Annotated in this window: 13 protein-coding genes and 1 pseudogene; 11 read left to right on the forward strand and 3 right to left on the reverse strand. The window is 71.4% G+C overall.

Annotated elements, in window-relative coordinates; all coding sequences use genetic code 11:
• Positions 1–198 precede the first annotated feature (198 nt).
• A complete protein-coding gene (locus tag ACFV8H_RS32515; RefSeq protein ID WP_380407141.1) occupies positions 199–2,433 on the reverse strand; it encodes an alpha-L-fucosidase in 2,235 nt (744 codons plus the stop codon).
• Positions 2,434–2,586: 153 nt separating this feature from the next.
• Between ACFV8H_RS32515 and ACFV8H_RS32520 the strand changes: the two genes are divergently transcribed.
• Positions 2,587–2,976: an RICIN domain-containing protein gene (locus tag ACFV8H_RS32520; RefSeq protein ID WP_380407143.1), complete on the forward strand. Its 390-nt coding sequence runs from the start codon at positions 2,587–2,589 to the stop codon at positions 2,974–2,976.
• A 200-nt stretch (positions 2,977–3,176) separates the two neighbouring features.
• On the opposite strand, the pseudogene ACFV8H_RS32525 reads toward ACFV8H_RS32520, so the two are convergent.
• A pseudogene (locus ACFV8H_RS32525) lies at positions 3,177–3,446 on the reverse strand (RICIN domain-containing protein); the annotation flags it as partial.
• Positions 3,447–3,513: 67 nt separating this feature from the next.
• Positions 3,514–4,314, reverse strand: coding sequence for a FadR/GntR family transcriptional regulator (locus tag ACFV8H_RS32530; RefSeq protein ID WP_380407145.1), 801 nt, complete (start codon positions 4,312–4,314; stop codon positions 3,514–3,516).
• Positions 4,315–4,676: 362 nt separating this feature from the next.
• Between ACFV8H_RS32530 and ACFV8H_RS32535 the strand changes: the two genes are divergently transcribed.
• Genes ACFV8H_RS32535 through ACFV8H_RS32580 form a run of 10 tightly spaced genes read left to right on the forward strand, consistent with a single transcriptional unit; the run spans position 4,677 to position 14,731 of the window.
• Entirely contained in the window at positions 4,677–6,041 is a 1,365-nt protein-coding gene (locus tag ACFV8H_RS32535; protein ID WP_380407146.1) for an ABC transporter substrate-binding protein, read from the forward strand.
• On the forward strand, positions 6,038–6,946 hold the full coding sequence (locus ACFV8H_RS32540; RefSeq protein ID WP_380407148.1) for a carbohydrate ABC transporter permease: 909 nt from the start codon (positions 6,038–6,040) through the stop codon (positions 6,944–6,946). The genes ACFV8H_RS32535 and ACFV8H_RS32540 overlap by 4 nt, the downstream gene beginning before the upstream one ends.
• A gap of 55 nt (positions 6,947–7,001) precedes the next feature.
• Positions 7,002–7,910, forward strand: a complete 909-nt coding sequence (locus tag ACFV8H_RS32545; protein WP_380407149.1) for a carbohydrate ABC transporter permease — start codon at positions 7,002–7,004, stop codon at positions 7,908–7,910.
• A gap of 34 nt (positions 7,911–7,944) precedes the next feature.
• Complete coding sequence (locus tag ACFV8H_RS32550) at positions 7,945–9,945, forward strand: hypothetical protein (protein ID WP_380407151.1); 2,001 nt, start codon at positions 7,945–7,947, stop codon at positions 9,943–9,945.
• On the forward strand, positions 9,942–10,301 hold the full coding sequence (locus ACFV8H_RS32555) for an L-rhamnose mutarotase (protein WP_380407153.1): 360 nt from the start codon (positions 9,942–9,944) through the stop codon (positions 10,299–10,301). Before ACFV8H_RS32550 ends, ACFV8H_RS32555 begins: the two co-directional genes overlap by 4 nt.
• A gap of 42 nt (positions 10,302–10,343) precedes the next feature.
• Positions 10,344–11,228 (forward strand): amidohydrolase family protein, encoded by an 885-nt coding sequence (locus ACFV8H_RS32560; RefSeq protein ID WP_380407155.1) that lies wholly within the window; start codon positions 10,344–10,346, stop codon positions 11,226–11,228.
• Between the two features lie 29 nt (positions 11,229–11,257).
• The gene (locus ACFV8H_RS32565) at positions 11,258–12,301 is read left to right on the forward strand and encodes a zinc-binding dehydrogenase (protein WP_380407157.1); all 1,044 of its coding nucleotides are present in this window, start codon (positions 11,258–11,260) and stop codon (positions 12,299–12,301) included.
• Positions 12,298–13,059 (forward strand): SDR family oxidoreductase, encoded by a 762-nt coding sequence (locus tag ACFV8H_RS32570; protein WP_380407159.1) that lies wholly within the window; start codon positions 12,298–12,300, stop codon positions 13,057–13,059. The genes ACFV8H_RS32565 and ACFV8H_RS32570 overlap by 4 nt, the downstream gene beginning before the upstream one ends.
• Complete coding sequence (locus ACFV8H_RS32575; protein WP_380407161.1) at positions 13,056–13,697, forward strand: bifunctional 4-hydroxy-2-oxoglutarate aldolase/2-dehydro-3-deoxy-phosphogluconate aldolase; 642 nt, start codon at positions 13,056–13,058, stop codon at positions 13,695–13,697. Before ACFV8H_RS32570 ends, ACFV8H_RS32575 begins: the two co-directional genes overlap by 4 nt.
• Positions 13,694–14,731 carry a sugar kinase gene (locus ACFV8H_RS32580; protein ID WP_380407163.1) on the forward strand — a complete coding sequence of 346 codons (1,038 nt, stop codon included), beginning with the start codon at positions 13,694–13,696 and terminating at the stop codon, positions 14,729–14,731. The genes ACFV8H_RS32575 and ACFV8H_RS32580 overlap by 4 nt, the downstream gene beginning before the upstream one ends.
• The last annotated feature ends 49 nt before the right edge of the window (positions 14,732–14,780 follow it).

The raw sequence follows: 14,780 nt of genomic DNA on the forward strand, positions 1-14,780 counted from the left end.
TCGGCGCGGCCCGCGGGCGGGCCGCCGGGGGGCCTCGGTGGCGCTCCGGTGGCGGGCCGGCCTTGCTGCTCCCCGCGTGGGGGTTCCCCCCCACGAAGGGTCCTGGCGCGGCGGTCACGCGGACAGGCCTTGCGGAGCGGACTTGTTGACGGCGTTGCAGCGGTTGGGCAGCGCGTCGTGAACCGCTCGTTCGACGGCCTACTGTGCGATGAAGGACCACTGCAGGTTGGAGCTGCCGTTCCAGCCCCACTGCTTGGTGACGGAGCCGGCGGCGACCTGGCCCCCGCCGTCCAGGACCAGGCCCGTGGTGCGGTTGGCGATGCTGTACAGGCCGTTGCCCCGGTCGGTGATCTGCCACTGCTGGTTGGTGCCGCCGTTCCAGGGAGCCTGCTGCGCGGGTGCCCCGTTGGAGGTGGAGCCCCAGCCGTCGGCGACCATCCCGTTGGTGCGGTTGACCAGCTTGTAGTAGCCGTTGCCGAGCTCGACCGCCTGCCACTGGAGATTGGGGCTGCCGTTCCAGGTCCACTGCTTGAGGTTGCTGCCCGAGGCGACGTTGCCGCCGCTGTCCAGGGCCAGGCCGTCGGCGACGTTGCCGATCCGGAAGTAGGTGGCCGGGTTGAAGATCACCTTCAGCGAGGTGATGGCGTCGTTGTTGCCGGTGTTGCGCAGGTCGGGGTCGTCCGCGCTGAAGGTCCACGCCGTCCCGGTGAAGTTGTCGCCGGAGTAGCCGATCACCTGGTAGCCGGCCGGAACCCGCAGGGAGGAGATGCTCTGCACCGCCAGCCCCGCGCTCTGCAACTGGGCGGCCGTGTAGCCGCCCAGCACCAGGGCGGCCGCGGTGCCCGCGTACGAGATGTCGCTGTACGCGGTGGCCACGCCGGTGCCCCCGGGTCGGAGGACGGGGATCTGACCGGAGAAGGTGAACTTCAGGACGTAGGCGAGGGCGCTGAACGGGGCCGAGGACGACGGCAGCGTGATGTGCAGGCCGTCGCTCGCCTGGGTCGGGGTGGGCAGGCCGGTGTACGTGCCCGCGGTCGCACCGAGCAATTGGACAGAGGCCAGGGAGCTGAGGTCGATACGGCCGCTCGCCAGGGTGCTGACGGTCGTGGAACTCCCGGGCCAGCCGAGGACCGTGGCGTACAGGACGGTGCCGTCCTTGCTGCGGGTGAACCGGAAGTCCTTGTTCGTGCCCGCCACGGGGGTGGTGAAGGAGCCGCCGCCCATCTTGGTCGGCCCCTCCCCGTAGACCGTCCACGCGCGGGTGGCGTACACGGACTCGCCGAACCGGTGGAGGTGGTCGCCGATGCCCAGCAGGACGTCCTTCTGGCCCTGGGGAATCGTCCCGTCCGCCATGGGGGCGATGTTGAGCAGCATGTTGCCGTTCTTGCTGACCCGGTCGATCAGCGCGTGCAGCATCTGCTGGGTGGAGTAGTAGCCGATGCCGACGGTGTAGCACCAGCTGGAGCTGCTGATGCTGTCGTCGGTCAGCCAGTACGGGTCGGCGATGTCGCCTGGCCCGCCGCGTTCGTAGTCGAAGACCTCGCCGAGGTTGTCGTAACCGTCCTTGTAGGTGGCCACGACCTCCCGGCCCCAGCCCAGGGCCTGGTTGTAGTAGTACGAGAGGAAGTTCAGGCGTTGCGTCTCGTCGACCTTGGAGAGGTCGAAGTCCTCCCACAGGATGTCCGGTTGGGCCAGGTCGATGACCTCCTTGAGCTTGTCGTACCAGAGCTGGTTCTCCGCCGTGCCGCCCAGCTGGCCGAAGAGCTTCTGCAGGCTCGCGGTCGGCTGCGCCGGCGCGTGGTCGTAGTAGCCGTTGAAGTTGTAGGCGTGGTGCATGGCCACCAGCAGCTTCAGGCCCTTGCCCCGGATCGAGTCGCGGAAGATCTGCAGGAGGTTCAGCTTCGGTCCTCGCTGCACCGAGTTCCACTCGTTGACCGTGCTGTTCCACATCGAGAAGCCGTCGTGGTGCTCCGCCACCGGCCCGGCGAACCGGGCGCCGGCGTCCACGAAGAGCTGGGCCCAGGCGTCCGGGTCGAAGTTCCCGCCCTGGGAGGTCAGCTTGGGCGAGAACTGCACCCAGGTGCCGGCCTTGTCGCGGGCCCCGTCGAGGAAGTTGTTGTAGGGCCAGACCGACGGGTCCCCGTAGGTGGTGATGTGATGGTTGTTCACATCGCTGCCGCCGATGTACATGTTCCGCGGGTACCACTCGCTGCCGTACGCCGGGACGCTGAAGGCGCCCCAGTGGAAGTAGATCCCGAACTTGGCGTCCTGGAACCACTCCGGCGCAGGAGGGTGCTGATCCACCGAGGCCCAGGTGGGCGAGTAGGAGGACGGAGCCGCGAGCGCCCTCGTCGTACCGAGCGTCAGATTCGCCGTCGCGGCGGCAACGATGCCGGCGGCACTCGACAGGAAGACACGTCTGTTGATCGCCATGGCTGGATCCTTCGTCGTTGGGTGGAGGACGTTCCGGGCCGCGACACCGAAGCTCGGGCAGGGCATGCCGTGCGGCTCGACACGGCCTGTCGCGTGCAAGGCGGTGGAAATGTGAGCGATAACAGGAGCGGCTCAGCCGATTCTGGCAGCCTCGTGACGACTGTCAAGGCATCGGACGGGGCGAGCTGCTCGCCGGCGATGCCCAGCCTCGGCATGGGATCCGTGCTGTGGACGGGCGTCAAGGAGGCGGCCCAGACGCAGGGGCCGGGCCCGTGCGAGAACGCCTCGTGCGCCATCACCTCCCTGAACGGCAGCGGCACCAACCTCTCGCCGGCCGTCACCAACCAGTCCGGTCTCGACCGGCTCCAGTGGGGCTGGGGCACCGGAACCAATCCGGGCGGCGGGGGCAGCGCCGGCACCGCGCTGCGCGGCACCGGCTCCGGTCGCTGCCTGGACGTGCCGGGCGCCGCCGCGACCAACGGTCTGCAGACCGAGATCTGGGACTGCACCGGCGGCAGCAAGCAGCAGTGGAGCCGGAAGTAACGAGGACGAAGCCCCGCTGACGGCTCGATGAGCCGTCAGCGGGGGCCGACCGGAAGCCCGTAGGCGAGCTGGTCCAGCTGCCCGCCGGCCCCGCCGGGTCGTGCGGCTGCCCCGCAGTCGAGCCCCTCGAATCACGGCCCGGTCGGCGTGCAGCGCGGCCGGGCCGCCCGGGGACCCGGCGCCCCGGGGGGCGCGGCAGGTCAGGCCTTGCCGGTCAGGCGCCAGATCTGGTTCCTCTTGTCGGCCAGGTTGCTTGCCGGGTCGCAGGTCCACGGGTGGATGAGGTCGCCCGAGGTGGTGGAGACACCGCTGACGTCGACGCACTTGCCGCTGTGGACGGCCACGAGCTGGTACTCCTGACCGTTGCCGAGTGTGGTGACGGGCTGGAGGGTGAACATCTGGTTGGTGCCGCCGCTGCAGGTCCACTGGATGACGGCGGCGTCGGCCCTGGAAGCGCCCGAGACGTCAAGGCACTTGCCGCGGAGGGACCCCTCGCCGCCTCGGCGCCGCGCTGCGAACGGGCGGCCGCCGGACGCCCTAGCCGAACAGGCGCCGCTGGATCTCCCGGCGGTAGTCCTCCAGCGTCCGGTCGAGGTGTGCCGCCGTGGCCGTGGCGGCCTCGTCGGGCCGGCCGTCGCGGATGGCCCGGTAGATCGCCTCGTGCTCCTCCACCGCGGCCTGGGTCCCCTCGCTGAGCACGTCGTGGATGCCGATGGCACTGGACTGGCGCTGCAGCCTGCGTGCGTCCCGTACGGCGCTGAGCAGGAAGGTGTTGTGAGCGGCGGTGGCCACGGCCGTGTGGAAGTCGTCGTCCGCCTGGTTGAAGACGTCGACCTGGCCGTGGACGAATCCGTGCCGGCACTGCTGCACGGCGACCTCGATGGTGCGCAGTTCGGCGGGTGTGGCCCGGGTGGCCGCGAGACTGCTGGCGGCCGTCTCCTGGACCTTGCGGAACTCGAACAGCATCAGGACGTGGTCCAGGTCGACGGGTCGGAAGAAACCGCCCCAGCGGCTGGTGATGAGCATGCCCTCGTCGTCCGCGACGAACAGGCCGCGCCCCTTGTGCGCCCGGACGCGGCCGAGTGCGGAGAGGATCTTCACCGCCTCCCGGACCACGGCCCTGCTGGTGTTCAGCGTCTTGGCCAGATCGTGTTCCGTGGGGAGTCGGTCGCCCGCCACCAGGTGTGCCTCGGCGATGTACTCGAGGATCTGCTCCGACACGATCTCGTATCCCGGCCGGTAGTCCCGCCGCTCCTCGCCCGGGCCGTTCGGCGCCGCCCCGGGGGTGGGGGAGGTCTGTACGGGCAGCGCGGCCTGAGGCGTGGGCGTGTCGTTCATCTGTCCTGCCTTCGGGGTGGGGCGCGAGACGAGGCTGCGCGTCGGCGAGCTGGCTCACCTTACCGCAGCTGGCAATGAGTCCTACTCATTCTGTCGAACTTCATGGCGCGAATTGACCCACGAAAGTGAGCAAATGCCTGAAAACGCGTCACCAATGCCGCGCAGAGCTCGGTATGCGGTCCGAAATCAGTCCGAATAAGACCGTGTGAACTCTTGACGGCCTACTCGATAGAGCGGCTAATTGTCTCCCAGGGCGGCAGCGGAACGGCTGCCCTTCGGTATCCGACGCCGGACCGGGACGGTCCCGCGTCGCCCTCCCCCCACCTCCCGATCAGTTCGGGGCCTCTGCAGTGGAGTCGATGATGACCGTCAACAAGCCTCCGGTCGGCCGGGAAGCAGTGTCCGGCAAGAGACGAGCGGTGATGCTCGCCGCCTGCGCGGCGACCCTGGTGATGACCGTGGCCGCCTGCAGCAGCGGCGGCTCATCCGGAAAGACCACCAAGGACGGCTTCGCCCAGGCGGCGCAGTCCGACGGCACACTGACCGTCTGGGTCGACGCGACCAGGGTGGCCGCCGCGAAGCAGTACCAGGCGCTGCACCCGGAGGTGAAGCTGGACATCGTCTCCTACGACGGCGACGCCAACGGCTCGAACTACCTCCAGACCAAGATCCAGCTCTTCAACCGGACCGGCAAGGGCTGGCCCGACGTCGTGTTCAGCTCCCAGAACAACGAGGCGACCTGGGCGGTCGACGCCGGCTTCGCCGCGCCGCTCGACAAGGGCCTGATCCCGGCGGACACCCTGAACGGCTTCGCCAAAGGCGCCAACGACGTCTGTACGGTCAACGGCACCGTCTACTGCCTGCGCAACGACCTCTCGCAGACCGTGCTCTGGTACAACGCGCCGCTGATGCGGCAGTTCGGCTACACCGTCCCGAAGAGCTGGGAGGAGTACCAGGAGCTGGGCGAGAAGGTGGCCGCCGAACACCCCGGCTACCTGGTGGGCGATGCCGGGGACTCCTTCGCCCCCGAGATCTACCTCTGGGCGAGCAAGTGCGGGGCCAACCACATCACCGGTCCCAAGGCCGTCTCGGTGAACACCGCCGGCGAGAACTGCACCAGGATGGCCGCGCTCCTGGACGGCCTGATCAAGAACAAGTCGATGTCCATCAGCGGGGTCTTCAGCACCGACTTCGCCAAGAACGAGGCCGCCAGGATCCTGCTCATGCCCGGCCCGGCGTGGTTCGGCGGCGCGGTGTTCCGGGACACCCTCAAGCTGCCGGAGAAGACGATCGGCGTGGCCCCGATGCCCCAGTGGCAGGGCGACACCGAGCCGGCCACCGGCAACGTCGGCGGCGGCACCTGGCTGGTGTCGCAGCACTCCACCCACCTCAAGGCCGCCACCGACTTCCTCACGTGGGTCACCACCGACAACGCCTACCAGGCCCAGAAGTCCCCGGGCTTCCCGGCCTACGCGCCCGCCGCCGAGGAGTGGCTCAAGGCGCAGGCGGCCGCCGGGTACTACGCCGGTGACCTCGGCGCCCTCAAGGACGCCGCCTCCCAGGTGTGGCCCGGCTGGGGCTCGGGCCAGTTCAGCCAGGAGGGGATCTGGGCCGCCACGGTCAAGCCCGGTCTGACCCAGGGGCAGACCGTCACCTCCCTGCTGCCCGCCTGGCAGGACTCGATCGTCAAGCACGCCCAGTCGTTCGGATACAAGGTCTCGCAGTGACCCTCGACTCCTCCTCGGCCGGCTCCCCCCGGCGCCGCAACGGCGCCCGCGGGAGCCGGGCCGGCCTGGCCTTCGTCGCCGGTTACGCGCTGCTGCTGGTCGCCTTCGGCGTCCTCCCGACCGGCTACGCGATCTACTTCGCCTTCACCGACGCCGGGGGCTCGTTCACCGGGCTCGCCAACTTCGTCTCCACGGCGCAGGACTTCCGCTTCGTGGACGCGATCGGCCACGTGGCGCTCTACCTCCTGTTCTGGCTGGTCTCGCTGGTGGTGTTCGTGGTGGGGCTGGCGCTGCTGCTGCACCGCCTCTCCTCGGGGCCGATCAGCCGCACGCTCCGCTTCCTCTACTACATCCCCGGGGCGCTCGCGGGCGCCGCGAGCGTGCTGGTGTGGCTGTTCATGCTCGATCCGACGGTGAGTCCGGTCAGTTCGCTGCTGGGCATGCTGGGCTTCGACACCTTCGGCGCGGTCATCGCGCCCGGCAACCTCCCGGTGCTGTTCACCGCCATCGCCTTCTGGACCGGGGCCGGCGGCTGGATCGTCGTCATGTACGGCGCGCTCAACAACATCCCGCACGACGTCCTGGAGGCCGCGCGGATCGACGGTGCGGGTGCCTGGCAGACCGCCTGGCACGTGCAGATCCCCTTGCTCCGCAAGTGGATCGTCTACATGGTGATCCTGGCCTTCGCGGGCGGCGCGCAGCTCTTCGTCGAGCCGCAGCTGCTCTCGCTCGCCAGCGTGGGCGTGGCCGGCCGCGACTACTCGCTCAACCAGCTGACCTACGACTTCGCCTTCCAGATGAACAACGTCAACGGCGCCGCGGCGGTCTCGATGGAGCTCCTGGTCGTCAGCGTGACGGCCGCCGGTTTCTTCGTCGCACGGTCGGGATTCTTCGATGCCGACTGAGCCCCCTGCCACCGCGGTCGCCGCCACACCACGCGAGGAACGGGAACCAAGCGTCATGACCCGAGCTCCACACCGGGCGTCCCGGCGCAGGCACCGGCCCGTACGGAACGCGTCGTACCGGCTGCTGACCGGCTCCGTCCTCGCGGTCTTCGCCGCGTTCTTCGTGCTGCCGGTGCTCTGGCTCGTCCTCGCGGCGACCAAGACCGACCAGCAGCTGGTCCACGACAACCCGCTCTCCTTCGGCTCCTGGGACGCCCTCCTGGCCAACTGGGACGCCCTGAAGGGCTTCCAGGACGGCGCGATCCTGCAGTGGCTGGGCAACTCCGCCCTGTATGCGGTGATCTCCCTGGTCATCACCCTCTGCGTGTCGGTGCCGGCGGGGTACGCGCTGGCCATGACCGAGTTCCGCGGTCGGCGCCTGCTGCTGGTCTCGACCCTGGTCGTGATGCTGATGCCGAGCGCCACCCTGGTCGTGCCGCTCTTCCTGGAGGTCAACGCGGCGCACCTGATCGGCACCATGTGGTCGATCGTCCTGCCGTACGCGTTCTACCCGTTCGGCGTGTACCTGACGTACATCTACTTCACCACCGCTGTGCCGAAGGACCTGCTGGCGGCCGCACGGATGGACGGCTGCTCGGAGTTCGGCGTCTTCCGTCACATCGCACTGCCGCTGGCGACCCCGGTCATCGCGCTCGTCGGCTTCTTCAGCTTCGTCGCCAACTGGACCAACTACTTCCTGCCGTACGTGATGCTGCCCCAGGACGACCAGATGCCGATCCAGGTCGGCGTCGGCAACCTGCTCAGCAGCGTGCCGCAGTTCAACCCGACCGCCGGTTCGCTCGCCATCGAGCGCCCGCAGCTGGCCCTCGCGACCCTGGTCGCCATCACCCCGGTCCTGGTCGTCTTCCTCTTCGCCCAGCGCTTCCTGGTCAGCGGGATGCTCGCCGGAGCCACCAAGGAATGACACCCGCGCCGTCACTCCGATCGGAGATCCTCCCATGTCCCTCAGTTCCATCGACCCCTCCCCGGGCGAGGGCGCCACGGGTTCCCCGGCCGAGATCCAGGCCTCGGTGCCGCTGCTCGAACCGCCCGGCTGGGCCCTGGCGCAGCGCGCGCTGTTCGACCTGCTCGACCACGGCTGGCGCCGGTTCGCCCGCGACTTCACCGGCCCCGACGGCCGGTTGAACTACCAGGGCCGGCTGACCACCCGTGACGGCGTGGACGACTTCTACGAGGTCTTCTTCAACTGGCCTCAGCTGTACCTGCTCGGCGGGGCCGACGATCTCCTGGACGCCGGCGGCAAGCACTGGGAGGGCGTCACCGCCCACCTCACCGAACTGGGCATGCTCCAGGACGAGTACGAGCGCGGCTACGACTGGTTCCACCAGGGCGAGAGCCTGCTGCTGCTCTACTTCCTGTGCATGGCCGACCCCGAGCGCTGGTCCGAGCGCGCCCTGCGCTTCGCCGACCTGTACGTCGACCCGGTCCACGGCAACTACGACCCCGCCCACCGCATCGTCACCCGCCCGCACAACGGCAGCGACCCGGACCGGCAGGGCGTGAGCGACGACGAGGTCTACCCGTGGCTGCAGAAGGAAGCCGACACGTACGGCTACCCGCTCGAATGGCTCCCCGAGGCGCAGGACGGCCCGTACCCGCTCTCCTCGGACCCGCGGCTCGGCGCGCAGATGCGCGAGCGGATCGGCGTCGGCGACACCGCCGTCAACCTCGCCGTGGCCGGGCTGGTCCTCAACGCCTGGGTCCTGACCCACGAGCAGCGCTACCGCGACTGGATCGTCGAGTACGTCGGCGCCTGGCGGGAGCGCACCGAGGCGAACGGCGGGCTCATACCGGACAACGTCAGCCCGGACGGGGAGGTCGGCGGCCGGCTGGAAGGCCGCTGGTACGGCGGCCACTACGGCTGGTCCTGGCCGCACGGCTGGCACAGCGTGGGCCACGCGGCCTGTGTGGCGGCGCTGGCCGCGGCGGTGAGCACCGGGGAGGACGACTACCTCTCGATGGTCGGGACCTCGCTCGACGAGATCATCTCCCGGGCCAAGCTGATGCCCTTCACCGAGGCGGACTCCAGCCTCCGGTCCAAGTGGGCGGTCGAGCTCGCCGGGGACGCCGACGAGCCGGCGCTCCACCTCCCGTTCCGGCGCAACGACTCGGGCTGGTTCGACTACAACCCGGTCACCCTGCCGGTGCCGATGGCGCTGTGGCACCACACCGCCTCCGAGGCCGACCGCGACCGGATCGAGCGGCTGCGCGAGGCGGACGGACTCGACTGGAGCACCGTGCGGCCGTTCCGGGCCAAGGAGGAGTCCGGGCACGAGAAGGCGTGGTTCGCCTTCCTCGCCGGTGACGACCCGGGCTACCCCGAGCGGATCCTCGCCGCCGCCCAGGCGCAGGTGCGCCACCGCCTGCGGCGGATCGAGCGTTACCGCGACCTGGAGGTGGACGAGGCCGACATCCACGTCTGGCAGCAGTGCAACCCGGTCGCCACCGAGGCCCTGGTCCAGCTGACCTGGGGCGGTCCCCAGGTGCTCTACAACGGCGGCCTCCAGCAGGCCCGGCTGCGCTACCACGACGCCCGGGCCCGCCGGGCGGGGCTGCCGCAGGACGTGGCCGCCCTGGTCACCTCCATCGACCCCGAGGCGACCACGGTCGAGCTGGTGAACCTCTCGCCAGACAAAGATCGGACCATTATCATTCAGGCGGGCGCGCTCGCCGAGCACAGCATCGCCTCGGTCCGGTACACGACGTGCACGGACGAGGGCTGGGTCGGCGACATGTACGACTACGGCCACACCGAGCCGGTGGTCGGCGAGTCCGAAACGTCAGGAGACGGCGCCTACCTGACGGTGCAGCTGCCCGCGTCCACCCGGATCCGGCTGACGCTCCGGCTGGAGCTCCGCACCCGTACGCCCAGCTACCGTTCGCCCTTCGGCGCCCCGGCCACCCTGTCGAACGCCGAAACATCGGAGGAATCCGCGTGAAGCGCTTCGCCCAGACCATCAGGCTCCGCCCCGAGCACCGGGAGAAGTACCTCGAACTCCACTCCGCCGTCTGGCCCGGAGTCGAGGCGGCCCTCCACCGGGCGCGGATCCGCAACTACAGCATCTACCTCCACGGCGACGTGCTGTTCGCCTACTTCGAGTACCACGGCGAGGACTTCGACGCCGACATGGCGGAACTGGAGGCCGACCCGGTGACCCAGGAGTGGTGGACGCACACGGACCCCTGCCAGGAGCCCTGGCCCGACCGGGGCGACTCCCGCCAGTGGACCGAACTCCCCGAGGTCTGGCACCTGGGCGAGCCCGTCGGCCCCACCGCCGACCCCACCGCCGGCTGACCGGACCCGCGCCGGACCGACCACCCGAACCCGGAGCCCCCAGTGACCGCCACCCCGACCCCCGGGCTGATCGACGCCCACCACCACCTGTGGGACCTCGCCGAGCGCCCGCAAGCCTGGCTCGACGAGCCCGGCCTGGAGTCGATCCGCCGCACGTTCACCCCCGACGACCTGCGCGCCACCGCCACCGGCACGGTGGCGGGCCGCCGACTCCACCGCACGGTGGCCGTGCAGTGCGTCCCGGACGTCCCCGAGACCGAGGACCTGCTCGCCCTCGCCGCCCGGGAGCCGCTGATCGCGGCCGTGGTCGGCTGGGCGGACCTCACGTCCCCCGCCGTGGGCGACCAACTCGACCGGCTGCTGGCCGGCCCGGGCGGCGAGCACCTGCGCTCCCTGCGGCACCTGGTACAGGGCGAGACGGACCCGGAGTGGCTGCAACGCCCGGACGTCGAACGCGGGTTGGCGGCGATCCGGGACCGCGGCCTCGGCTACGACGTGCTCGTCCGCAGCCACCAGCTCGACCAGGCGAGCCGACTGGCCGAACGCCTCCCGGACCTGCCCCTGGTACTCGACCACGCCGGCAAGCCCGACATCGCCCGCGGCGAACTGGGGGAGTGGGAGCAGCGGCTGCGGCGGCTGGCCGCGCACCCGCAGGTGGTCTGCAAGGTGTCCGGACTGATCACCGAGGCCGACCACCACGCCTGGACCACCGCCGACCTCCGCCCGGTCTGGGACGTCCTGCTGAGCGCCTTCGGCCCCGAGCGGCTGATGTTCGGCTCGGACTGGCCGGTGGCCAACCTCGCAGGAGGCTGGAACCGCTGGGCCGAAACCGTGGACGAGCTGCTCGACGGGTGCTCCGCCGACGAGACCTCGGCGGTCCTCGCGGGCACCGCGACCGCCTTCTACCGCCTCGCCCCCCTCTCGTAACCCGTACCGACGAGACTTTTGGGATCACCATGACGCTTGCTGTTCGCTATACAGCCGCCCGCACGCTGGACACGGCCCCGGTCGAGGCCGCCGAGCCCGGCCCCGGGGAGGTCCTGCTGGCCCCCGCCTACGTGGGGATCTGCGGGACCGACCTCCACATCTTCCACGGCGACATGGACGCCCGGGTCGCCGCGCCCGCCGTCCTGGGCCATGAGATGTCCGGCCTGGTGCTCAAGGTCGGCGCCGGCGTCGAGGGCTGGCAGGCCGGGGACGCGGTGACGGTGATGCCGCTGCGCTGGGACGACACCTGCCCGGCCTGCCTGAGCGGCCATCAACACGTGTGCCAGAACCTGGACTTCATCGGCATCGACTCGCCGGGTGCGATGCAGCAGCGCTGGACGGTCCCGGCCGCCACGCTGATCCGGCTGCCGGACTCCCTCGCCCTGGACCGGGCCGCGCTGGTGGAGCCCACCGCGGTGGCCGTGCACGACGTCGGCCGGGCCGGGGTACAGGCCGGTGAGCGGGTCGTCGTCGTGGGCGGTGGCCCGGTCGGGATCCTGATAGCCCTGGTGGCCCGGGCCGCCGGGGCCGAGGTGCGGGTGGTGGAGCTGAGCGCCCACCGGCGCAAGCTCGCCGAGGAGTTGGGGCTCGCCACCTGGGACCCGGCGGCCGAGGACGTGGCCGAGGCGGTCCGGCAGTGGACCGGGGACGCGGGCGCGGACGTCGCCTTCGAGGTGTCCGGCGCGGCGGCCGGGGTCGACACCGCCGTCGAGGTGCTCGGGGTGCGCGGCCGGGTGTGCCTGGTGGCGATCCACCCCCGCCCCCGCGAGGTGAACCTGCACCGCTTCTTCTGGCGTGAACTCACCCTGGTGGGAGCCCGGTTGTACGACCGCTCGGACTTCGAGCGGGCGGTGGCGCTGGTCGCCGACGGCACGATCCCGGCCGAGCGGCTGATCAGCAAGGTCGTGCCGCTGACCGAGGCGCCCGCGGCCTTCGAGGCCCTGGAGGGCGGCGGCGACGTGATGAAGATCCTGGTGGACTGCACCGACGACACCCAGGGGGCCGGCGAATGAACGCCTTCGACCTGACCGGCAGGCTCGCGGTCGTCACCGGCGCCCGGCGCGGCATCGGCCGGGCCATGGCCCGCGCCCTCGCCGAGGCCGGCGCGGACGTCATCGGCGTCAGCGCCAACCTGGAGGAGAGCGGCAGCGAGGTCGAGAAGGACGTCCTGGCCGCGGGCCGCAGCTTCGAGGCGCTGCGCACCGACTTCGCCGACCCGGACGCGGTGCGGGCCCTGGGCGCGGACCTCGCGGGCCGGGAGCGGCCGGTGGACATCCTGGTCAACAACGCGGGCACCATCCGCCGCGCACCGGCCGCCGAACACCCGGACGCCGACTGGGACTTGGTGCTCCAGGTCAACCTGAGCGCGCAGTTCGCGCTGACCCGCGCGGTGGGCGCCGCGATGGTGGCCCGCGGCCGGGGGAAGGTCATCTTCACCGCCTCCCTGCTGAGCTTCCAGGGCGGCATCACCGTCCCCGGCTACACCGCCGCCAAGCACGGGGTCGCCGGTCTGACCAAGGCGCTCGCCAACGAGTGGGCCGGTTCCGGAGTCAACGTCAACGCCATCGCGCCCGGCTACATCGCCACCGACAACACCCAGGCGCTGCAGGACGATCCGGCGCGCAGCACGTCGATCCTGGAGCGGATCCCGGCCGGCCGCTGGGGACGGGCCGACGACCTGGCCGGCGCCACCGTGTTCCTCGCCTCGGACGCCGCCGCCTACGTCCACGGCACCGTCCTGCCCGTCGACGGTGGATGGCTGGGCCGATGACTGCCGACCTGACCGCCGATCCGGTCGCCGTGCTGGACGGCGCCCGCGTCGTGCCGGTGCTGACCGTGCGCGACCCGGCGACGGCCGGCCCGCTGGCCGAGGCGCTCGCCGAGGGCGGCGCCCGGTGCGCCGAGGTCACCTTCCGCACCCCGGACGCCGAGCAGGTGGTCAAGGCGATGGCCGCGCACGGCGGCCTGGCCGTCGGCGCCGGCACGGTGCTCACCGCCGAGCAGGCGGAGCGCGCGGTGGCGGCCGGCGCCCGGTTCGTCGTCTCTCCCGGCTACGACGAGGAAGTGGTCGCGGCCTGCCGGGAGTTGGACGTGCCGGTGGTGCCGGGCGTGGCCACCGCCACCGAGCTGATGCGGGCTCTGCGGGCCGGCCTCACCACCGTCAAGCTGTTCCCCGCCGAGGCGGTCGGCGGCCTGCGGGCGCTCCGGTCGCTCGGGGCGCCCTTCCCGGGCGTGCGCTTCATGCCGACCGGCGGCATCGGCCCCGACCAGCTGGCGGGCTACCTCGCCGAGCCCGCCGTCCTCGCCGTCGGCGGCAGCTGGATGGCGACGCCCGCCCACCTGGACGCCGGGGACTACCCGGAGATCCGTCGACTGACGGCCGAGGCCGTGCGGGTGGGTGCGCCATGACCGAGGTGGTGGCCCTCGGCGAGGTCATGCTGCGGTTCGACCCGGGGGAGGGGCGGATCAGTACCGCCCGGACCTTCCGGGTGTGGGAGGGCGGCGGCGAGTACAACGTCGTCCGCGGGCTGCGCCGCTGCTTCGGCCTGCGGACGGCCGTCGTCACCGCACTCGCCGACAACGCGGTGGGCCGGCTCGTCGAGGACCTGGTCCTCCAGGGCGGCGTCGACACCTCGCTGATCCGCTGGGTGCCCGACGACGGCATCGGCCGCAGCGCGCGCAACGGTCTGAACTTCGTCGAGCGGGGCTTCGGCATCCGCGGCGCACTCGGCGTCAGCGACCGCGCCCACACGGCCGTGTCCCAACTGCGGGCGGGGGACGTCGACTGGGACGCGGCTTTCGGTGGCGGGGTGCGCTGGTTCCACACCGGCGGCATCTTCGCCGGACTGTCCGACACCACCGCCGACGTCGCCGAGGAGGCGATGGCGGCCGCCCGCCGCCACGGTCTCACCGTCTCGTACGACCCCAACTACCGCCCGAGCCTCTGGGCCGGCCGCGGCGGGCCGGCGCGGGCCCGCGAGACGGACCTGCGGCTCGCCCGGCACGCCGACGTCATCGTGGGCGCCCTGGGGATGGCGGGCGGCCACCCCGGCGCCGAGCGCTTCGGCGCCGACGAGGTGCCGGACGCGCTCGACTCGGTGGCCGCGCTGCTTCCCGGGGCGCGGGTGCTGGCGACGACCCTGCGCGAGGTCCCCTCGGCCGGGGTGAACGACTGGAGCTCGGCGGCATGGTCAGCGAAGACCGGTCACGTCGCCGGCCCCGAGATGCCCGGACTGCACGTCCTGGACCGGATCGGCTCCGGGGACGGCTTCGCGGCCGGCCTGATCCACGGCCTGCTCGACGGTGCCCCGCTGGAGCGCGCCCTCGCCTACGGCACGGCCCTGGGCGCCCTCACCATGACGACGCCCGGTGACGTCGCCATGGCCTCGCGCGCCGAGGTCGAGGCCCTGGTCGCGGGCGCCTCCGCCGCCGTCCGCCGCTGACCTCCGGAGTCTCCGGCCCACACCCGTCGCCGCCACCGAACTCCGGTTT

The sequence above is a fragment of the Kitasatospora sp. NPDC059827 genome (assembly GCF_042731675.1).
Classification (GTDB): Bacteria; Actinomycetota; Actinomycetes; order Streptomycetales; family Streptomycetaceae; genus Kitasatospora.